The 19170-nt window shown below is 52.5% G+C and carries 21 protein-coding genes; 10 read left to right on the top strand and 11 right to left on the bottom strand.

The features are described from left to right. Nucleotides 1-157 precede the first annotated feature (157 nt). From rpmF to J4E05_RS02955, 6 genes are all read right to left on the bottom strand, one after another. On the bottom strand, nucleotides 158-337 hold the full coding sequence (rpmF, locus tag J4E05_RS02980) for a 50S ribosomal protein L32 (protein WP_085593343.1): 180 nt from the start codon (nucleotides 335-337) through the stop codon (nucleotides 158-160). A gap of 41 nt (nucleotides 338-378) precedes the next feature. Then, nucleotides 379-1041 (bottom strand): GNAT family N-acetyltransferase, encoded by a 663-nt coding sequence (locus tag J4E05_RS02975; RefSeq protein ID WP_349592291.1) that lies wholly within the window; start codon nucleotides 1039-1041, stop codon nucleotides 379-381. Next, nucleotides 1038-1694: a GNAT family N-acetyltransferase gene (locus tag J4E05_RS02970; RefSeq protein WP_349592289.1), complete on the bottom strand. Its 657-nt coding sequence runs from the start codon at nucleotides 1692-1694 to the stop codon at nucleotides 1038-1040. Before J4E05_RS02970 ends, J4E05_RS02975 begins: the two co-directional genes overlap by 4 nt. 182 nt (nucleotides 1695-1876) lie before the next feature. After that, complete coding sequence (locus J4E05_RS02965) at nucleotides 1877-2737, bottom strand: sulfurtransferase (protein ID WP_349592287.1); 861 nt, start codon at nucleotides 2735-2737, stop codon at nucleotides 1877-1879. 128 nt (nucleotides 2738-2865) lie between these two features. Next, nucleotides 2866-3579, bottom strand: coding sequence for an alanyl-tRNA editing protein (locus J4E05_RS02960; RefSeq protein ID WP_349592286.1), 714 nt, complete (start codon nucleotides 3577-3579; stop codon nucleotides 2866-2868). A 236-nt stretch (nucleotides 3580-3815) separates the two neighbouring features. Next, the gene (locus tag J4E05_RS02955; RefSeq protein ID WP_349592284.1) at nucleotides 3816-4220 is read right to left on the bottom strand and encodes a nuclear transport factor 2 family protein; all 405 of its coding nucleotides are present in this window, start codon (nucleotides 4218-4220) and stop codon (nucleotides 3816-3818) included. A gap of 114 nt (nucleotides 4221-4334) precedes the next feature. On the opposite strand from J4E05_RS02955, the gene J4E05_RS02950 reads away from it, so the two are divergent. Continuing rightward, nucleotides 4335-5120, top strand: coding sequence for a helix-turn-helix domain-containing protein (locus J4E05_RS02950; protein WP_349592282.1), 786 nt, complete (start codon nucleotides 4335-4337; stop codon nucleotides 5118-5120). 25 nt (nucleotides 5121-5145) lie between these two features. Here J4E05_RS02950 and J4E05_RS02945 read toward each other — a convergent pair whose 3' ends face one another. Continuing rightward, nucleotides 5146-6336, bottom strand: a complete 1191-nt coding sequence (locus J4E05_RS02945) for a PA0069 family radical SAM protein (protein ID WP_349592280.1) — start codon at nucleotides 6334-6336, stop codon at nucleotides 5146-5148. Nucleotides 6337-6455: 119 nt separating this feature from the next. On the opposite strand from J4E05_RS02945, the gene rfbB reads away from it, so the two are divergent. The 4 genes from rfbB (at nucleotide 6456) to J4E05_RS02925 (ending at nucleotide 10207) form a co-directional block, all read left to right on the top strand. Beyond that, a complete protein-coding gene (gene rfbB / locus J4E05_RS02940; RefSeq protein ID WP_085593357.1) occupies nucleotides 6456-7508 on the top strand; it encodes a dTDP-glucose 4,6-dehydratase in 1053 nt (350 codons plus the stop codon). Nucleotides 7509-7643: 135 nt separating this feature from the next. Beyond that, entirely contained in the window at nucleotides 7644-8282 is a 639-nt protein-coding gene (locus tag J4E05_RS02935) for a LysE family translocator (RefSeq protein WP_349592278.1), read from the top strand. 219 nt (nucleotides 8283-8501) lie between these two features. After that, complete coding sequence (locus J4E05_RS02930) at nucleotides 8502-9014, top strand: TetR/AcrR family transcriptional regulator (RefSeq protein ID WP_349592276.1); 513 nt, start codon at nucleotides 8502-8504, stop codon at nucleotides 9012-9014. Further along, nucleotides 9011-10207: an MFS transporter gene (locus J4E05_RS02925; RefSeq protein WP_349592274.1), complete on the top strand. Its 1197-nt coding sequence runs from the start codon at nucleotides 9011-9013 to the stop codon at nucleotides 10205-10207. Before J4E05_RS02930 ends, J4E05_RS02925 begins: the two co-directional genes overlap by 4 nt. A 75-nt stretch (nucleotides 10208-10282) precedes the next feature. Here J4E05_RS02925 and J4E05_RS02920 read toward each other — a convergent pair whose 3' ends face one another. From J4E05_RS02920 to J4E05_RS02910, 3 genes are all read right to left on the bottom strand, one after another. Next, entirely contained in the window at nucleotides 10283-10441 is a 159-nt protein-coding gene (locus J4E05_RS02920) for a hypothetical protein (RefSeq protein WP_168184936.1), read from the bottom strand. Nucleotide 10442: 1 nt separating this feature from the next. Continuing rightward, nucleotides 10443-12017, bottom strand: a complete 1575-nt coding sequence (locus tag J4E05_RS02915; protein WP_349592271.1) for an L-lactate permease — start codon at nucleotides 12015-12017, stop codon at nucleotides 10443-10445. Between the two features lie 329 nt (nucleotides 12018-12346). Continuing rightward, nucleotides 12347-13366 carry an LLM class flavin-dependent oxidoreductase gene (locus tag J4E05_RS02910; RefSeq protein ID WP_349592269.1) on the bottom strand — a complete coding sequence of 340 codons (1020 nt, stop codon included), beginning with the start codon at nucleotides 13364-13366 and terminating at the stop codon, nucleotides 12347-12349. Nucleotides 13367-13531: 165 nt separating this feature from the next. Between J4E05_RS02910 and J4E05_RS02905 the strand changes: the two genes are divergently transcribed. Continuing rightward, nucleotides 13532-14056, top strand: a complete 525-nt coding sequence (locus J4E05_RS02905) for a P-loop nucleotide/nucleoside kinase family protein (RefSeq protein ID WP_349592267.1) — start codon at nucleotides 13532-13534, stop codon at nucleotides 14054-14056. A gap of 41 nt (nucleotides 14057-14097) precedes the next feature. Here J4E05_RS02905 and J4E05_RS02900 read toward each other — a convergent pair whose 3' ends face one another. Beyond that, nucleotides 14098-14985, bottom strand: coding sequence for a LysR family transcriptional regulator (locus tag J4E05_RS02900; protein WP_349592266.1), 888 nt, complete (start codon nucleotides 14983-14985; stop codon nucleotides 14098-14100). 120 nt (nucleotides 14986-15105) lie between these two features. On the opposite strand from J4E05_RS02900, the gene J4E05_RS02895 reads away from it, so the two are divergent. The 4 genes from J4E05_RS02895 to J4E05_RS02885 all read left to right on the top strand — a co-directional run bounded on the left by J4E05_RS02895 (nucleotide 15106) and on the right by J4E05_RS02885 (nucleotide 19164). Then, on the top strand, nucleotides 15106-16479 hold the full coding sequence (locus J4E05_RS02895; protein WP_349592264.1) for an MFS transporter: 1374 nt from the start codon (nucleotides 15106-15108) through the stop codon (nucleotides 16477-16479). A gap of 1056 nt (nucleotides 16480-17535) precedes the next feature. After that, on the top strand, nucleotides 17536-17691 hold the full coding sequence (locus J4E05_RS24055; protein ID WP_503012320.1) for a DUF5989 family protein: 156 nt from the start codon (nucleotides 17536-17538) through the stop codon (nucleotides 17689-17691). A 118-nt stretch (nucleotides 17692-17809) separates the two neighbouring features. Then, complete coding sequence (locus J4E05_RS02890; RefSeq protein ID WP_349592263.1) at nucleotides 17810-18742, top strand: SGNH/GDSL hydrolase family protein; 933 nt, start codon at nucleotides 17810-17812, stop codon at nucleotides 18740-18742. Between the two features lie 23 nt (nucleotides 18743-18765). Further along, nucleotides 18766-19164, top strand: a complete 399-nt coding sequence (locus J4E05_RS02885; RefSeq protein ID WP_349592261.1) for a hypothetical protein — start codon at nucleotides 18766-18768, stop codon at nucleotides 19162-19164. The last annotated feature ends 6 nt before the right edge of the window (nucleotides 19165-19170 follow it).

Below are 19170 nucleotides of genomic sequence, written 5' to 3'. Positions count from 1 at the left end.
CCGGGCATGAGATTATCGATCAGGCAATAAAAAAGGACGAAACCTTGCGGTCTCGTCCTTTTTTAAACCAGCATTCCCCGATAAAGGGGATGCGGAAAACAGCGTCGCAAACCGCGATGCAATAACGCAGGCGGGTAATAACCCGCCGTGGCGTAAATTACATTTTCGGTTCGATGACCTGACGACCACGGTACATACCGGTCTTCAGGTCAACGTGGTGCGGGCGATGCAGTTCGCCGGTTTCTTTGTCTTCGCGGTACGAGCCCGCGGCGAGCTTGTCATGTGAGCGACGCATGCCCTGACGGGACTTGGTCACTTTACTTTTTGGCACTGCCATGGGTCATAATCCTCAGGCTTGGGTAAACTTAGGGGCGCTTGTTACCTTGCGCGGTCGGGAAAGTCAACGATCAAAGTATCCGAATTGTCAAATTCGCCATCTTTTTGCGATTTTGGGGCGCCAGGCGTGTTCGCCACGGTTACGGTGGCAGGAATCAGCCCGGTGTCACGGGGATCGTCGATTAACTCTGTACGCTGATCATATACCGTAAAGCCTGCCCGTTGATAAGCCCCTAACGCAGATGGATGGTCCATTGAACAGGTATTTACCGTCAAACGTTGCGGGGAAAAGCTCCAGGCGGTGTCCACAGCCCAGTTCAGCAAGTATTTGCCATAGCCCCTGCCGATAAATTCCGGGATCAGCCCCATATAGGAAAGGTCGATCTGGCGTTCTTCTTCCAGCAAGATCAGGCTAAGTTCGGCAAAGCCGGCCGGAACGCCCCCAACATAAAGAACATAAACATGGTTTTCCGGGCTTGAGAGAATCGGCTCAAGTTCATGATCACCAAGCTGGCGGCGAAACCACCACATCCACGGTTCGCCGACCGTATTATAAAGATAGCGATAAAACGATATTGTCGGTTCCTCGGCCCGCACAATGGCAACCTTGCCTGGCGGAATAACCGCTGCCGGGCGATCTGGCTGATGGGTCATTTCCAGATAGGTGATGGTGACTTCCAGTTTCCCGGGCGTCTTTGCAGTCATGAGGTTAACCTTTTTTCAAAAAAACCGTCGTCGCCAAGGGGGCTGGCCTGGGCCGGTGCCATTGATGGCCGATATCCCTGGCGACGATAAAATTTTGCGGCACGCGGCGATGCCGCGTGAACCTTGCATTTTTTCAGGCCAACAGCCGATAAAATGTTTTCGGCCGTTTCCAGCAGTGTCGCCCCGTGGCCCTGTCCGCGGGCGCGTGATGCAACAACAAGGTAATGAACCCAGCCGGTAGTGCTATCATGCCCCACCATAATGGTGGCAATTACCGGTCGTTTGGGCGACTGGCGGGCAATCAGTACCGATCCGCGACCAGATGCATAACAGTTTTGTAAATCATCATGCGCCCGGGCATTTGCGGTGTCCGGATTAATCAGGTCCCCATCATACCACAAATTGATTACCGCGTCGCAATCAGCGGCATTCTCAAGCGATAGCCGCTCAATAATAATGTCCTGTTCGGGTGCGCTATTTTCCGGCTTCGCAACGGCAGGGATTGGTGGGCGGACGGGGTGCGGTGTTTGCGGGCCTGGATCAGGAGCCGCGCCATCAGGGGCAGCTGGATGGGGTGGGGCAGCCGTATCAGTATCACAACAGGTGCGGTGTTGTCGTTTTCGAGGGTGCTGGCCGGTTGGGGGCTGGGTCATGGGCAATTCCGGCCCGGTTGCAGGCAGTTCCTTGCGCCGGGGACCCAGGTGTAATTGCTGTATGAAGCGGTATGGTACAATTCATAAAACTTTGGCCCCGCCTTGCACCGCACCTGTTTATGCCGCGCGGGGCATATCGGTGACGGTGCAGGGGGGCGGGGCCAAAAAATCATTGTGCGGTCCTATTTGGGCTGGCCCGATGCGCGGGGGCTTTCGGGGCGCGAAGCCCACTCCGCCCACGATCCGTCATAAACAGCGGTATGTTTTTTACCGGCAATATAGGCCCCCATGGCCAGCACACAGGCCGTAACACCCGAGCCACAACTGGTAACCATCGGTTTATCAAGGTTTATGCCAGCATCCTTGAAAACCACTTTTATGTCGTCGCCATCCTTAAAGGTGCCGTCGGCATTAAGCAGTTTTTCAAACGGGACATTATAGGCCCCGGGAATGCGGCCCGGTGCGCCCCAACGTTCATCGGCGGTGCCGGCAAAACGTTCGGCCGAACGGGCATCAACCAGTTGTTCGCGCCCGGTATCAACATTGGCCAGGACCTGGTCATATTCGCGCAGCAAAAAGCTGTTGGCACGTGCGGTGAAATGGCGTTCGCGTGGGGGTGTCGCCGCATCGCTCACCGGGTTGCCGTCGGCTTCCCATTTCGGTAATCCACCATCAAGAACCACAACATCGTTATGGCCGAAATGGCGCAACATCCACCATGCCCGGCAAGCGGCGGATGCCACACCGGTTTGTGCGTAAACAACAATGCGCACACCATCGCCCAGGCCCAGTTTACGGACTTTGGCTGAAAACTTGATGGCATCGGGCATCATATGGGGCAGGGGGGCACTGTCGTCGGCGGCAATATCGTCAATATCAAAAAAGACGGCACCGGGAATATGTTTGGCATCAAAAATGGCGCGCGGGTCCTTGCCGCTGCCAGGCATATACCAGCTTGCATCAATCACGCGCACATCAGGGGCGTTTAAATGCTCTGCCAGCCACTGGGTGGAAACCAGCGCGTCAGATTTGGGGTCACTCATGGTCAAGCTCCGGTTTGCAATGGTGGGTATTGCATGTCCCCGGTCGTTTCCGAAGATCATTGTTTTTAAAGATACGAACCGGCGTTATTAAATTTACCGGCCCGTTCAGACAACCAATTCTGAAAACTTTATTCGGCTTCGTCAAAAACAATATTGATGCGACGGTTCTGTCGGCCTTTCTTTTCGATTTTCGATACCCGAACCTGGCCAATTTCCGACGTGTTGCGCACGTGGGTGCCGCCACAGGGCTGAAAATCGATGCCTTCGATGGTAACGGTACGCACCGTGTCGCCATCCATCGGTGGTTGCACCGACATGGTACGCACCAGTTCGGGGTTGGCTTTCAACTCGGCAATGCTGATTTCGCCGTCATAAACGTCGGCATTGCGCGCCAGAACGGCATTCAGTTTTTCGGTCAGTTCTTCCTTGTCCGGGCTGTCTTCCATGTCAAAATCCAGCCGGGCCTTGTGGCTGGCAATGTTGCCACCGGTAACACCGCCATCAACAAGCGAGCATAAAACATGCAGGCAGGTGTGAAACCGCATGTGACGATGGCGTGTTTCCCAGTCCAGCACCGCGCGCACCTTGCTGCCGATGGGCGGCAGGGCGTGATCATCGGCAATCACATGCAATGGTGTGCCCGATTCGCGGTCTTTCACGGTAATGGTTACCGGCACTTCGCTGCCATCTTCCAAAACCAGCGTTCCCTTGTCGCCGGTCTGTCCACCACTGGTGGCATAAAAAACCGTCTGATCAAGCGCGATGGCATGGTCATGGTGGGCAATAACGGTGGCAGTACAGTCTTTCTGATAGGCATCCTTGCGAAACAGAAGGTCAGTCATTTGGGGCTCCCTGTTTTCCGGGCGCGGGTGCGCCGGACGTCGGTTTTTACGTTTTCTAAAACCATGGTGGCGCGGCTTTGTCAGGGCTGTCGAGGATAAAATTGCTATTTTCGCCAGCAAATGGTTGTGGCATCACAATTTTGTTTGCGTTCACCCCGCCGTTTTGATGTGCAACACCATGGCTGGATGTGCTGGTTTAGGCGGAGTGAACCTGGTTTTATTTCAGGAATTTGCGGTTATTTCGGGTCAATGCGCGATCCCATATCGCGGTCAGCACCATTTCCACTGATCAGGTGGGTTAATTCCTCGATCCGGGATATTTTGCCATCCCGTAGCGTGTAAAACGCGATTACTTTCATTTTTACCCTGCCGCCATTCTTTTTACGGGCATTTACAATATGGATGTCGGCGATGGTGTTGTCGCGGGCAATGATGGTTTCAAATTCAACATCGACAGTCTCAAGGGCGCCACGCAACGTTGCGGCATGTTCCAGAAAACCTGCAAGGTTCAGGGTCTCGCCATCGACGAGTTGCACATAGTCGCTGGTGAAAAAACCGGACAGATCCTCAAGCGTTATCGCCGGGTCGCTCAGTGCTGCAAACAGGTTCTGTAAAAGCTGTTTTGCGTTTGTTTGGGTCATGGTGATTGCTTCCAGTTGGGCAATGGCCCAATGCCATTTGCCGGTTGCTGGAAATTAGCGTTATAAATTTGGCCGTGCTAACGTATCAATGCCAATGAATACGGATTTAAGGCCATGCCTGATTATTTGATCGACCCAAATGTATTAGACCCGGTAAATGCGTCATCTTCTATCCATGCTGTTTTACGGCGCAGTTCTGCCATGCGTGAAACGGCGTTGCATAACCATGCCCATGGGCAGTTGATCGGCCCGTTAAAAGGGTCGATCCGCATTGAAACCACGGCGGGGAACTGGGTTGTTCCGGCGGTGCATGCAGCCTGGGTGCCGCCCCACCATGACCATGCTTTGCAATCAAACGGGCCATTTCAAGGGTGGAGCGTTTATATCCCGCCGGCTTTATGTGCCGGTTTGCCACCATCGCCACAAACCATTGACGGCAATGATGTTTTACAGGCTGCTATTGCCCGTGCCGCAAGTTGGCCCGCGGGGCCGCAAAATGGGCCCCAGCATCGGTTGGCGCAGGTTATTATTGACGAAATTGCAGCAGCACAGCCGGTTGCATTTAATTTGCCTGCACCCGGTGACGCGCGTTTGCGTCGCATTGCCCGGCAAATTACCATTGATCTGGCCGATAATCGAACCATGGCGCAATGGGCCGATTGGGCGGGAATTGCCCCGCGAACATTAAGCCGCTATTTTGTCGCAGAAACCGGCTTCACGTTTAAGGGGTGGCGGCAAAGGGCACGGTTGCTGGCCGCATTGGAAATGTTGTCTGCGGGCCAGGCTGTAACAACCGTGGCACTGGATCTGGGGTATGAAAATATCAGCGCGTTTATTGCAGCATTCAAAAAAACATTCGGCACAACACCGGGGCGCTATCTTGATATTCAGGGTCTTTAGCCCCCGCAATAGCATCGAACGGTTTTTAAAACAGGGATAATTGCCCGTTCGCACCGGGGCGAATAAACCCGCTGCAATCAAGGTTAAGCGAGCGCCCCTGCATATTATGTTTGCGCCGTGCCAGATTAAAGCGTTGGGCAATCAGGTCGGCTATTGGCCCGTTGCCGCGCATGCGGCTGCCAAAATTTGCGTCATATAATTTGCCATCGCGCATTTGCCGGATCAGGGAAATTACCTTGTCGCGTCGGTCCGGGTAATGGTTTTGCAGCCATTCATCAAACAGATCGGCAATTTCTAACGGCAACCGTAACACAATATGCGAAACCGATTGTGCCCCGGCCTTATGGCAGGCAGCGACCAGATTTTCGATTTCACTGTCATTTAAACCCGGAATGATCGGCGCACATAAAACCGTTACCGGAATCCCGGCATCGCTTAGTTTTGCAACAGCATCCAGCCTGCGATGCGGGGCACTGGCACGCGGTTCTAACAAGTTCGATAACCGGTTATCAAACGATGTGACCGATACTGCAACCGAGGCCCGGTTTTGCTTTGCCATAGGCGCAATCAGGTCGATATCCCGGCATACCAGCGCGGATTTGGTAATGATTGAAAACGGATGATGGCAATCGCCGAGAACCTGAAGGATGTTACGGGTTAGTTGTTTTTCCCGCTCTACGGGCTGGTACGGGTCGGTGCTGGTGCCAATGACGATGGGGGCCGGCATATAGCTTTTGGCGGCAAGCTGTTTGCGTAACAGGGCCGGGGCCTCGGGTTTCCAGAACAGCTTTGTTTCAAAATCCAGCCCGGGTGACAGGCCCAGATAGGCATGTGTTGGCCGGGCAAAACAATAAATGCAGCCATGCTCACACCCGCGATAGGGGTTGATCGAACGGTCAAATGGTACATCAGGGCTTTGATTGCGGGTGATAACACTGCGCGCACCATCCACGCCCAGTGTGGTTTTAACGCGGGCAGGGGGAAAGTCATCGTTGCTGTCCGCGCCTGCTCCAGTGTCGTGGTAGATATTTTCCATTAACCAGCCGTCATCCCAGGCATGATGGGAATGCTTTTCATAGCGGCCATTGATATTGGAAATCGCCCCGCGCCCTTTTTGTGCCCGTGCTGGCAGCAGCGCAGGGTCCGGCGCCTGCCGGTTGTGGGCGGCGTCAAAATCCTCAAAATCGGATGGTGCGGTGACGGTTCGTTTTTCCATGTCGCCAATATAGAACAAACAATGAACATTGCAATCGCAAAACCCTAATTACGCCTTTTGCGGGCCATGTTTGGATGGTTGTCTGGTGGTCGTCATTCTTAACGAAACGAGGGGTTTTCATGCGCGTCGTTGTAACCGGCGGTGCCGGCTTTATCGGATCGGCCTTATGCCGGTATCTGGTCGCGGAATGTGGCTGGCAGGTTTTGAATATCGATAAACTGACCTATGCCGCCGACCAGCGATCCCTTGCGGCAATTGAAGGGGCGCCGGGATATCGGTTTATGCAGGCTGATATCGCCGATGGCGACAAAATTGCACGGATTCTGGATGAATTTAAACCAGATGCCATTATGCACCTGGCAGCGGAAAGCCATGTGGACCGGTCTATTGACGGGCCGGGTGATTTTATTGAAACCAACATTGTTGGCACCTATCGGTTGCTTGATGCGGCCCTTTATTACTGGCGCGGTCTGGCGCCTGACCGTCAGCAAAATTTCCGTTTTTTGCATGTTTCAACCGACGAGGTTTATGGATCGCTGGGCGCACAGGGTTTGTTTGATGAAAACAGCCGTTATCAGCCCAATTCGCCCTATTCGGCCAGCAAGGCATCGTCCGACCATCTGGTGCGTGCATGGCATCACACCTATGGCCTGCCGATATTGATATCGAATTGTTCCAACAATTACGGGCCATTTCAATTTCCCGAAAAATTTATTCCATTGATGATTTTAAACGCGATGGCCGGTCGCAAATTGCCGGTTTATGGCGATGGGCACAACATTCGCGACTGGTTGCATGTGAATGACCATGTTGCCGCCTTGCGCCTGATCGTGCAGCACGGGCAGGTGGGCGAAACCTATAATGTCGGCGGGCGCAACGAAGCACGCAACATTGATATCGTCCATCAGGTTATTTCCCATGTCCGCGATTTGTCGCCCCATCGCACCTTGCCCAAAGATGATGCCCTGATCGAATTTGTGCAGGATCGCCCCGGCCACGACCGCCGCTATGCCATTGATGCCACCAAACTGGAAAACCGGCTGGGCTGGCAGGCGCAGTATGATCTGGATCGCGGGTTGCGTGACACGGTGGCGTGGTATTTGAACCATGAACAATGGTGGCAACCTATTTTGGACCGCAAATATCAGGGGCAGCGTCTTGGCGTCGCCTGAAAACAAAATATGCGCCTGATGGTTGCGATATAAAGTCGCCGGTTTTTTAGTATCCTGACGTCAAGTTTGTTTCCGGTTTAAAAAATATCAGCTAACCTTTGTCGGTAAATTGCAAACCGGCAAAAAGGTGCGGTTATGGCTATGGAATGGTCCCAGATACTGACATTTGCACTGGTAACGTCGCTTCTGGTGATGTCGCCCGGTCCTAATGGTGTTTTGATCGCCAAAACCGTGCCGACATCGGGGCGTGCGGCAGGCTTTGCTAATGTTGCGGGCTTTGTTACCGCATTTTATGTGCACGGCACCCTGTCCATTCTGGGTATTTCGGTCATTCTGGTGCAATCGGCGCAATTGTTTTTTGCGGTCAAAATGCTGGGTGCTGCTTATTTGTGCTGGGTTGGTATCAAGGCCCTGCGCGATGCCTGGCGTGGCGTTCAAACCGTTGGCGAAACATCGCCCGCGCGGCGTAAGCGGACCCTTGTCAAAGCCTTTGGCGAAGGGTTTTTAACCAATGTGTTAAATCCCAAAGTCTCGATCTTTTATCTTGCCGCGTTCCCGCAATTTGTGCCGATGGGGGCGGGGTCGATCAGTGCGGCTTATACGCTGGTTTGTGTTCATGCCCTGATTAACGCGGTGTGGTTTACAGCCATGATTCTGGTGCTGGCCCGGTTAACAAGGGCCGTGCGTAATGGCCGCTTTCAGCGCGTGCTAAAGGCCGTTACCGGCAGTGTGTTTATTGCCTTTGGCGTCAAGCTGGCAACCTTTCGCCCTTAAGAATATTGCGAGGCTGCTTTCTGATTGTAACAGGGGGCAGTCTGGCATGTTTCGTGGGCGCCGGCATAAAATAAGTGCAATGTTGCAATCGGTTAAAGTAAAGGCACCCCTTTGTACGGGGTGTTTTTTTGTGTGGTGTGCAACCAGTGACGGGTGTCGTTTGTTGACAGTGTAAAACGTTCGTTTTACACTTGGGTTATGGATATCAAAACAAATCTGATGACAGCCGCTGAACGGCTTTTTGACCGTAACGGCTTCACCGCAACCGGGATGGACCGGTTAACCCAGGCGGCAGGACTTTCCAGCCGAACCCTTTACAAACATGTCGGCAGCAAAGTTGCCCTTATGGGGCTGGTATTGTCCGAACGTGAAAAGCGTTTCATGGCGCGCCTTGAGGTCGATAGCATTGATGCTGTTTTCGCGGTTCTGGAAGGCTGGGTGCGCGACGAAGGGGCACGCGGCTGCCTGTTTTTGCGTGCATATGGCGAAACCGGCGGCGACATGCCGGAAATTTCCCGGGTCGTTCTGGCGCACAAGGCTGCAATGCGGGCAAAAATTGCGGACATCATTGCGCAGGAAGTTGGCAGCAATGATGAAACCAATGCGATGTTAACGGAACAGATTGTTGTTCTTATCGAAGGGGCCACTGCCGCGGCCATTTATCGGGGGCCGGAGGCGGTGATGGCGGCGCGCAAGGCAGCGGCCATACTTGTTGCGCAGGCCCGGCCATGACCGTGCCTGTCACCTTGTCCATAAGCCCGGCCATACGTCTTGGCGCTGTGGGCTTTGGCCTGATCGCCATATGTTATGGTTTTGCCCGCTTTGCCTTTGGTCTGTTCCTGCCGCAAATTGATGCCGATTTGTCGCTTGGATCTTCCCTTGCCGGGGTTATTTCCGGCGGGTCATTTTTTGGCTATTGCATTTCCATCATTGTATCGGCATTCGCGACGGAGCGGTTTGGCGCGCGGGCAGTTGCGGTGGCGGCGGCGGGGGTTGCTGCCATCGGCATGGCCGGGATTGCGGCGGCCCCGAATGCCTTTTGGCTTGCCAGTGCTGTCATGCTTGCCGGGGCCAGTACCGGTTTGGCATCGCCACCAATGGCGGCGGCGGTTGCTGCGGCGGTGCGGCGTGACCGGCAGGATATCACCAATACCGTAATCAATGCCGGGACCAGTGCGGGGGTGGCGTTGTCCTGGCCCATCGCCCTGATCATTGGTGGGCAATGGCGTTTGGCATTTGCGGCATTTGCCGTTGCGGCCCTTGTTTTGGCGGGTGTGCTTGCGCGAACCATTCCGCCGGCTGTTGCTGCTAGCGGTTCCGGCCTGGCACAGGGGGTGTTGCCACCTTTAAAAGTCGATATCGCCCGTTTGATTTTTGCGGCCTTTCTTATGGGGGCGGCAAGCACGGCAATTTGGTCCTTTGGCGGGCAGCTTGCCACGTTACAGCTTGGCCGGGGTGCCATGGGCAGCGGGGCGTTGTGGGTTGCCATTGGGGGCGGTGGTATTGTCGGGGCGTGGGCCGGGGCACTTGTGTCGCGGTTCGGACTTAACCATGTCCATCGGGTTTTTCTGGCCGCAATGGCCTGCGGTATTCTGGCGGCAGGGCTGGGCACGGTGATGGCCGCAACCCTGGCCGGGGGTGTTTTGTTCGGGGCGGCCTATGTGATGTTGACCGGGGTATATCTGGTGTGGGGGGTAACCGCCCTGTCGGATCGGCCGGCTACCGGGTTAATGATTGGCTTTCTGACCATCGCCATCGGGCAAACAGCGGGCGCCCCTGTTTTTGGCTTTTTGTTAAACGAGTTTGGGCCTACGGGGGCGGTACTTGTTTTTGCCAGCCTTGCCCTGCTACCCGGGGTGATGAAGGCGCAAAAAGGCCAGCGTCGAACTGACATGCAAAAGAGCGGGCCTTCCCCCACGGTTTAAGCGCGTGGGGTGTGCCATGTGATGCAAAGGGACAGGCAGGTGTTTTGATATTTCTATATTTGAAATTCAAGTGCTTTATTTGCGAAGGGCGATCAGTGCCATCACCAGAACAAATATCCCAAACAGGATATCGGCCAGCAGGTTGTCATTACCTTTCATCGCCAGAAACGATGCCACCGGTAAAACAAGCGATGCCAGTACCAGAAAGACCGGATTAAACAGGAACTTTTTCATCTTAGTTTCCCCCCAGTATCATTGTGACCAGCAAAATACCCAGGGTCCAAACTCCACATAGCAGGGTTAAAATGACCCCGGTTTTTAAAACAACCGACAAAACCGGCCCTTCCTTGCCTGACAGGCCAACAGTGGAACAGCCCACCATGATTTTTGACGGGGCCAGCATACTGCCAAGCGACGCGCCGGTGGCCTGTGCTGCCAGTATAAGGGCGGTGGAAAGACCTGAAAGTTCGGCGGTGTGGCGCTGGAACATGCCAAATACCACGTTGGAATTATTGGTACTGCCGGTCATGAAGGCCCCCAGGGCACCAATCGCCGGGGCGACCACCGGGTAAGCAATGGCAAAGGAACCTGAAAACAGTTTTGACCCGCCTTCCGCCAGCGCATAGGTCATGCCAGCATGGTCCATCATTAACGCCAGACCAATAACCGGCACCATGCCAATGCTGGTGGGAAGGCCGCTTTTAAGGGTGCGCCCGGCAATGCGTTTGCCAATATCCGGGGCATAACGCCCGCGCAATTTGAAAAAGGTAAAGCTGATCGCAGCAGTATAAAGCAAAAGTGCGCCGGGATGGCCGAAAATGGCAATTGCCTTGGCTTTATCCGCCGCAATTTGCCAGCCTTGCGAGGTTTCCATTGCCGGAAATGACAGGGTAAGTTCCACGCCGGATAAAAAATGTTCGACCGGGGCAACGAATGTTGCCAGGCCAACAATGATCATGAACACCAGATAGGGGGTTAAACCCTCGATCAGGGGCATTTTTTGGGCTTCGTCCGATCCCGGTTCGGCAATGTCGTCGGGGTGCGGTTTCCAGAACCGGGTGACAATGATCGATGCGATCAGACCGAAAATTCCGGCGGTTAGCCCACCCAGCGTCCAGACGCCGTAATTTGCCATCATATATTGGGCAACACCCATTACCCCGGCAATGATTACCAATGGCACAATTCGGCGGCGAATGGTTAAAAACCCGCCATCCAGCCACAAAACAGCTGCCCCGCAGGTAAAGCCCGACAGGCCCAGTAATATCGCTGAATAATGGGTTAGCTCGCTGCCGGGGATGCCGGTAACGCCAATCAGGGCTTCAAACGAGGTGGCCATATTGCCAAACAAAACCGACCAGCTATGCCCGATCATGGGGGCCGCAACCGCCAGAACCGGTGAAAAGCCCATGCCCAGCAACAAGGGGGCAATAACGGCAATTGGCACGCCAAAACCGGCCACACCTTGCAAAAAGGTGGCAAAAACATACCCCAAAATCAGCAATTGCAACGGCCGGTCGTCGGTCAGTTTGCGAATGGCGGCCCCGATGGTTTTAATGGCACCGGCTTCCTCTGCCGCGAAATACAGGATCAAGGCAGCCCAAACGATATATAGAATATACAGGGCCAGCATCACGCCCTTGGCCTGGGCGACGATCAGCATATCGACCGGGGTGCCAAAGGCAAAAAACGCAATGGCGGCGGTAATGAACCATGCTGCCGCACCGGCACGGGCTGCGCCCCAGTTTGCCTTGATCATTAAAAACAGAATGGTGGCAATGGGCAGGGCGGCCAGAATAAACTTGATCATCGGGAATGCGTGAACCTTTGGGAACAAGACGTTGTGGTTAAACACAAAACCGTTTTAACCACGCATGTATCATGTCCGATGCCTGACATCTGCGCAAGGTGCGGCAAGGGGATTTTCGCATTATGGAAGTGGTTTGCTTTGCTGGTATATTGGTTCGGGATAGATAACGCAGTGGCTGTTAAGGCATTATTTTCAACATATACAGGGGTGGCAGGGGAAATAGAAAACCCGCCAAACCGTGTTATCGGGCTGGCGGGTTTTTAATATAAGGCGACTGTTTTAATCAAAACAGACAATTATGATCTGTCTTTGATTTTGGCGGTGGCGCCTCAGGCGCACTCGGCCTTGTCGGTTTTTGCGGTCAGGTCATCGCGAATTTCGGCCCCGATTTCAAACGATTTCAGGCGGGCCTCGTGATCGAAAATATTGGCGGTTAAAATCAGTTCATCGACGCGGGTTTCATACAAAAATTCGCGCACCTTGCTGCGTACTGTGTCGCGTGATCCAACGGCGGCATAGCGCATGGCATGGTTAACACCGGCTTTTTCAATTGAATTCCATACCGTATCCATATCCTTGACCGGGGCCGGTAATTTGCCGGGGTTGCCACGACGCAGGTTGAGGAATTGTTGTTGCATGGAGGTTGCTATAAACCGGGCTTCCTCGTCGCTATCGGCGGCAAAAAAGCCCATCGCGGCGGCGGCGTAAGGTTTATCAAGCTGATCGGATGGTTCAAACCGGGACCGGTAAAGGTCCAGCGCCTGCATGAGATAATCGGGGGCGAAGTGCGATGCAAAGGCAAAAGGCAAGCCCAATCGGGCGGCAAGATCCGCCGAAAACAGGCTGGAACCCAAAAGCCACATCGGAACTTGTGACCCATAGCCCGGTACAGCACGAATGGGCGGGTTGCCTTCCAGCGGAGCAAGGAATTGCTGAACCTGCAAAACATCCTGAATAAAGCGTTCTTCGCTGCCATGCATATCGCGGCGCAGGGCGGCGGCGGTGCGTTGGTCCGTGCCAGGTGCGCGGCCAATGCCAAGGTCGATCCGGCCAGGATACAGGGCATCAAGGGTGCCAAACTGTTCGGCAATGACCAGAGGGGCGTGGTTGGGCAGCATAACGCCGCCCGACCCGACGCGAATGGTTTTGGTGCCACCGGCAACATGGCCGATGACCACCGATGTTGCCGCACTGGCGATGCCGGGCATATTGTGGTGTTCGGCCAGCCAATATCGGTAATAGCCCAGCTTTTCGCCCTGTTGGGCCAGTTCAAGGGTTTTGCGCAGGGCATCGGACGGATGTTCACCGTCGTTTACCGGGCACAGGTCAAGGATGGAGAAACGTGTCATGACAATATATCCTGTTGGGCGCAGGGCATTTTTCAGCCGCGCCAAATGGGCCTGTTAGGACCTAATTTAGGGTAAAATTGCCATAACGCCAGCGCGACCTGTTGCTGGCGTATTATTTCTCGGTCAAATAATAGGATTGTTGGGCATGGACGGGTGGTTTTGCGCATGTTGATTATTTTGGGCGGTTTGCCGGGCTGTGGCAAAAGCACGCTGGCACATATGCTGGCAGAACAGTTATCGGCAGTTTGGCTGCGGATCGATAGCATCGAGCAGGCTTTGCGTGATGCCCATGATTTATATGGTGATGGCGCGTTTGAAATGGGGCCGCAGGGATACATGGTTGCGTACCAGCTGGCGGTCGATAATCTGGCGCTGGGCCATTACGTAATTGCCGATAGTGTGAACCCGCTTGAAATAACCCGTGCCGCGTGGCGCGATGTGGCCCATAAGGCCGGTGTTAAATTTGTTGAAATTGAACTGATTTGTTCGGATGTGGCGGAGCATCGCAAGCGGATCGAAACCCGGCACCCAAGCGTGCCAAATTTAAAGCTGCCGGACTGGCAGGCTGTACAGAAACGCGATTATCAACCATGGCAAAACGGGCAATGGGTGCTTGATAGCGCGCGCAACACCGCCACCCAACTGGTAACACAGGTAATATCGCGCTTGTTTGATGGCGGAAAAGGGTGAGCTTTTGTTTAAAGGTTAATTCCCGGGTATTGATAAAATGGTTAATTTTGGCCGTTAATTGTGCTGTTGATAAAGTTGCGAATGACGGTTGATGTGGTATTGCGTCGATAGGCCAGTGCCAGAAATGCGATGGCAGGGGTGCCCTTAACCGGGCGATAAACAACCCCGCGGACTTGCAATTGCCCCATGCCGGCGGGCACAAGCGACACCCCCATTTCGGCAGCCACCAGGTTAATCACCGACCCGATTTGCGGGGCCGATTGCCCCAGCTCCGGTTCAAAACCGGCATTGCGACACGCATTTATCACTGTATCAAAATGGGTGGGGCCAACCTCGCGCGGGGTTAACACAAACGGGTCATGCGCAAGCATGGCAAGCGGGATGGTTTCGTGTGTTGCGGCGGGGTGGCCGGTGGGCAGCACGGCCAGCATTGGTTCATCGCCCAGATCATGAAGTTTGATGTTGGCATGATCGACGGTGTTTTGGCGCAGGAAGGCAGCGTCAAGCTGCCCGTCAATCAGGTCGGTTAACAGCCGGGTGGAATTGGTTTCGGTCAGGGTAAGTTTGACGGTGGGCCAGGCACGGCGAAAGGCGCGAATGGCGGCGGGCACAACCGGGCTAAACGCGGCAGAGCCGGTAAAGCCAACATGGATGGTGCCGACTTCGCCGCGTGCAGCACGTTGTGCTGCGTGTATGGCCTGTTGGGCAAGGTCGGGAAACTGTTCAACAATGGCCTTAAAGGCCGCACCCGCATCGGTGAGTTCGGCACCGTGCGGAACACGGTGAAACAGCTTTGCACCAATTTCGGTTTCCAGGTCCTTTATTTGCTGGCTGAGCGGCGGTTGACCAATGCCGACATGCTGGGCCGCCCGGGTGAAGTTGCCATGCTCGGCAACAGCCAGAAAATAACGGATATGACGAAGTTCCACGTTTTGGTATCTCTAAAACATATTGAAAATGGCAGTAACATATATTGGACGGATGACGCGCAGGGTGCAACAATTTGGATAAAATAAAAACAGCGACCTATTACCCGCCAAGGATTGAAGATGACAGAGCCAAAGGCAGACCAGGACCTGCCACCTCGCAGTACCGCCGCACCGGCAAACGCAGCCGCAAAAGCAGTCGAGACGAGCCGGGATAACCGAAATCAGGATATGAGGGCGACCCGGCCCGAATTTGCCGACGTTGATGATCCTAAAACGACATATCCCGCCCAAAGCTGGGTTGAGCCGGGGACACCAGCCTATCGCCGGGTGGCAATGGCGCTGTTTTTGGCCGGTTTCGCGACGTTTTCGCTGATTTATTGTGTGCAGCCGCTTTTGCCGGCTTTTGCCGATGATTTTGCTGTCAGCCCAACGCAAAGTTCGCTTGCCTTGTCGTTGACGACCGGGTTTTTGGCTTTCTCAATTTTGCTGGCAGGGGCCGCGTCCGAGGCGTTTGGGCGGCGGCGGTTGATGTTTGTGTCGATGTGCGCGGCATCGGCTTTAAATATTGCCGATGCATTTATTCCCGACTGGCATGTGTTGCTGGTGACACGCGCGCTTGAAGGTTTTGTTCTGGGCGGGGTGCCTGCTGTGGCGATGGCCTATCTGGCCGAGGAAATCCATCCGCGCGGGTTGGGGCTGGCGATGGGTTTGTATGTGGGCGGCACGGCGTTTGGCGGTATGGCCGGGCGTGTTGGTGTGGGTTTGCTAACCGAATTTTCGTCGTGGGAAATGGCATTGGGTGTTTTGGGCGGGTTGGATTTGCTGGCTGCGATTGGCTTTTTTATATTACTGCCGCCTTCGCGGAACTTCACCACCAGGCCGGGTTTTCAACTGGCTTATCATATTGAAGCGTGGGCGAAACATTTGCGTCACCCGGCCTTGCCCTTTGTGTTCGTCATTGGCGCCCTGTCGATGGGCTGTTTTGTGACGGTCTATAATTATGCCGGGTTCCGACTGGTGGCGGACCCTTATAATTTGGGGCAGGGCGCAATCAGTCTTATTTTTATGGTCTATCTGTTTGGAATGGCGGCATCTTCTATCGCAGGTGGCTTGGCGGACAAACACGGGCGTGGCCCGGTAATGGCGGCTGGCATTCTGGTTGCGCTGGCCGGGGTTGCCTTGACGTTGATGGGGTCAATTTATGGCGTGATAGGCGGTATCATTGTTTTAACCAGCGGTTTTTTTATGGCCCATTCGGTGGCGAGTGGCTGGGTCGGGCGGATGGCAAAACAGTCCAAGGGTCACGCATCGTCGCTTTATTTGCTGTCCTATTATCTGGGTTCCAGCGTGATGGGGTCTATCGGCGGCTGGTTCTGGACGCAGAGGGGCTGGTCGGCGGTGGCCGGTTTTGCCGGGGCGTTGCTGATCATCGCCTTGTTGGTTTCCGGGCATTTATGGTGTTATGCGCGCAGGGTTGAAACCCGGCCTGTATAAAGTAGACTATGGAAATGCCTCGGACATAGCATAGCTTGAACTGATCCCCCGAAATTTGGACATTAACCTTCGGAGGGATGTCCAAATACACAACGATTTTCAAACATAGCGTCGTTGAATTCTACGGTAGCAGCGAGCCCGCTTGCCGGGAAGTGAGCAAGCATTTTGGTATCGATCGTTCAACAGTGCGTCACTGAGTAGGACGCTTATCGCGCATGGATCTCGAGGTCGATGACGAAATTCAGATACCCAGAAATGACTGATCAATGTGACAGAGTGTGCTGTGGCCGGAGAAAAAACCTATTTTTGAACTTTCTTGGAAGTATTTGATCGCAAGAATATCTTTTTTGTACTCACTCCCGGCGCCGCAAGATTGAACAGAGCATGACCCGCAAAGGTAACTGCCGTGATAACGCTGCCATGGAGAGCTTCTTTGCTGTTCTTAGATACGAATGATTTCATCCCAATCACTTTACCCGCATCGACAGCATCGAAATCGTCTCGACGAGAATATTCATTACTACAACAATGACCGTAGCAAACTGAAAATCATAGAGCTGAGTCTTGTACAAGATAGAACTCAGTCCTTAAATTATCCAAACCTGCAAAATGCCCATCTTTTATGGAGGTAGTTCCGCTTGGAGATCATCATTTTCTGATGAAAAAAAGTTGGTCGGGATTACATCCAGTCCGGTAAGGATCTGCCGATTTTATTTTACATATATTAACCTTAAACTTTGAAAGGATGCCGTATTGTTGTCTATATCGTTAAAAATGAAATTTCGCGGCGAAGATAGCGGTGAATGACTATTCTTACGTATATTTTAGTAGCGAGAATGGCTAGTCGAGGTTATTTGCGCATGTTTGACAGCATTGAGATATGATGGTATCAAGGTAAAGTTAGGGTGTTTTGGGCGGCGTAAATGATTTGCAATACTCAAAGTTTTTTGTGGATCTGTGTTTTGTAATTAACGCTGGTCTACTTAAAATTTACTTGGTTGTCGTAGTTAAAATAAAATTAATTAGTTAAATTTTGTGGTTTCAGTCGGGGACGGAATGGGCGATTTTATATCAGAATTGTGCGGATTTTTTTTCTCGAAAGGTCGGCGAATTTTCCTTATACCGTTCTTTTTGGTTTTGTTCTTATGTGCCTTTCTCTTTCTTTTCGCTAGCGGATCAGCATGGGCTCCATTCGTGTATGCGATATTTTAGATTTTTATGAATGTCGAATTAAACAAGCCTCAATGTTGTTCGTTGAGGCTTTTTTTTTGTTTTTGGATGATTGCGAGTATGAAGCATGAATTTTCGGAATTTCGTTCGTAGTTCAATTATGGCTTTCGCTGGTGTGGTTGTCGCTTTTGCAATTGGTGAAGGTATTATACGGATTGCCACGGCAAACCAGCAGAATTATATAATTGAAATGTGGCGTTACGCAAAGTTATTGAAGAAACAAAGTGCGGACCCTGCTGTCGGGCATGATCATATCCCTAACAGAACAGCAATGTTGGAAAATGTTGCGGTTAGAATTAATAGTCTGGGATTGAGAGGGCCGGAGCCAGTAAAAAACGCGCCTCATCGTGTTGCTATAATCGGCGATTCCATCGCATTTGGCTGGGGGGTTCCGGAGGATGATACCCTCCGCGGCCATCTTGTGAAGTTATTGCCTGATTCTATTGATGTCATAAACGTGGGAGTTGGGAACCGTAATATTGATCAGGCTGTATCGCAATGGATAGACTTGAGAAATAAAATTACAGCTGACACGTTGGTCATTATGGTTGCTCCGCGCGCAACAACTTCGGTTTCCACCAAATCAGCCGGATGGTTGGTCGAGCATAGTGTGTTGGCCGCAATAGGCTTAACCATATTTGAACAATTATCCAGTGGCGAGTATGGTCCTCAGGCACTGGTTGATGGTTATAAAAAACAATGGTCTAGCCCTGAAGGTAAAAAAATTATAAAAAGCGCGTTCGACAAGCTTTTGAAAATAAAAAATAAAGATAAATCTAATATTATAATATTAGATGTTCCTGAGCCGCATGATTTCAATGACTATAAATTTAATTTTATGCAGCAAGAGATCAGGAGTTTATCTGACAAATACGGATTTGAATATGTAAGTACTCTTTCTTTGCTGAAGGGGCCACCATCCTCCAGCTATTGGGTTTCTGATCGAGATGTTCACCCGAATGGAAAAGCATTGAAGATAATGGCAGATGCGACGGTGGGTGATATAAAATTATTTTACGAATCTAATAAATAGAAATTTATTTGATGGGAAATTTAATGGTTGATAAGAAGGAAGAAAATGACGATTTATCTTTCCTCAGGAAAAAAAGCATCGCCATGTGTTGCGGCTTTTCGGTTCTGTCGGGTATCTCATATTTCAATAATGGGTTCGCTTGGCCGATCTTTACTGCTGCCGCAGTAATAATTATAATGTTAGGGATTTTTTATCCGTCGAAATTGTCGAATTTTTTCTATTATATTCAAAAATTACACAAAAAAATTGGCGTGGTCGCGTTTTTTGTCGTCTTTGTTTTTGTGATTACGCCTATGAGTTGGGTTTTACGTGCTTTACGACTGGATGACATGACGTCGAATCCGTCGGAATCTCCCATAACTTATTGGGAGATAGAAAATATAAAAGACCCGAACGATATTGATTTTACGAAGCAGTTTTGATGGTTT

The organism is Thalassospira sp. NFXS8 (assembly GCF_040148805.1).
Taxonomy (GTDB): Bacteria; Pseudomonadota; Alphaproteobacteria; order Rhodospirillales; family Thalassospiraceae; genus Thalassospira.
This window is presented reverse-complemented; position numbering and strand designations above follow the sequence as displayed.

Coding starts and splice junctions, on each gene's coding strand:
- rfbB (WP_085593357.1), top strand. CDS start 6,456: ATGCGCGTCGTTGTAACCGGCGGTGCCGGCTTTATCGGATCGGCCTTA.
- J4E05_RS02935 (WP_349592278.1), top strand. CDS start 7,644: ATGGCTATGGAATGGTCCCAGATACTGACATTTGCACTGGTAACGTCG.
- J4E05_RS02930 (WP_349592276.1), top strand. CDS start 8,502: ATGACAGCCGCTGAACGGCTTTTTGACCGTAACGGCTTCACCGCAACC.
- J4E05_RS02920 (WP_168184936.1), bottom strand. CDS start 10,441: ATGAAAAAGTTCCTGTTTAATCCGGTCTTTCTGGTACTGGCATCGCTT.
- J4E05_RS02885 (WP_349592261.1), top strand. CDS start 18,766: ATGGTTGATAAGAAGGAAGAAAATGACGATTTATCTTTCCTCAGGAAA.
- J4E05_RS02975 (WP_349592291.1), bottom strand. CDS start 1,041: ATGACTGCAAAGACGCCCGGGAAACTGGAAGTCACCATCACCTATCTG.
- rpmF (WP_085593343.1), bottom strand. CDS start 337: ATGGCAGTGCCAAAAAGTAAAGTGACCAAGTCCCGTCAGGGCATGCGT.
- J4E05_RS02915 (WP_349592271.1), bottom strand. CDS start 12,017: ATGATCAAGTTTATTCTGGCCGCCCTGCCCATTGCCACCATTCTGTTT.
- J4E05_RS02945 (WP_349592280.1), bottom strand. CDS start 6,336: ATGGAAAAACGAACCGTCACCGCACCATCCGATTTTGAGGATTTTGAC.
- J4E05_RS02965 (WP_349592287.1), bottom strand. CDS start 2,737: ATGAGTGACCCCAAATCTGACGCGCTGGTTTCCACCCAGTGGCTGGCA.
- J4E05_RS02910 (WP_349592269.1), bottom strand. CDS start 13,366: ATGACACGTTTCTCCATCCTTGACCTGTGCCCGGTAAACGACGGTGAA.
- J4E05_RS02925 (WP_349592274.1), top strand. CDS start 9,011: ATGACCGTGCCTGTCACCTTGTCCATAAGCCCGGCCATACGTCTTGGC.
- J4E05_RS24055 (WP_503012320.1), top strand. CDS start 17,536: ATGGGCGATTTTATATCAGAATTGTGCGGATTTTTTTTCTCGAAAGGT.
- J4E05_RS02970 (WP_349592289.1), bottom strand. CDS start 1,694: ATGACCCAGCCCCCAACCGGCCAGCACCCTCGAAAACGACAACACCGC.
- J4E05_RS02890 (WP_349592263.1), top strand. CDS start 17,810: ATGGCTTTCGCTGGTGTGGTTGTCGCTTTTGCAATTGGTGAAGGTATT.
- J4E05_RS02950 (WP_349592282.1), top strand. CDS start 4,335: ATGCCTGATTATTTGATCGACCCAAATGTATTAGACCCGGTAAATGCG.
- J4E05_RS02960 (WP_349592286.1), bottom strand. CDS start 3,579: ATGACTGACCTTCTGTTTCGCAAGGATGCCTATCAGAAAGACTGTACT.
- J4E05_RS02955 (WP_349592284.1), bottom strand. CDS start 4,220: ATGACCCAAACAAACGCAAAACAGCTTTTACAGAACCTGTTTGCAGCA.
- J4E05_RS02895 (WP_349592264.1), top strand. CDS start 15,106: ATGACAGAGCCAAAGGCAGACCAGGACCTGCCACCTCGCAGTACCGCC.
- J4E05_RS02905 (WP_349592267.1), top strand. CDS start 13,532: ATGTTGATTATTTTGGGCGGTTTGCCGGGCTGTGGCAAAAGCACGCTG.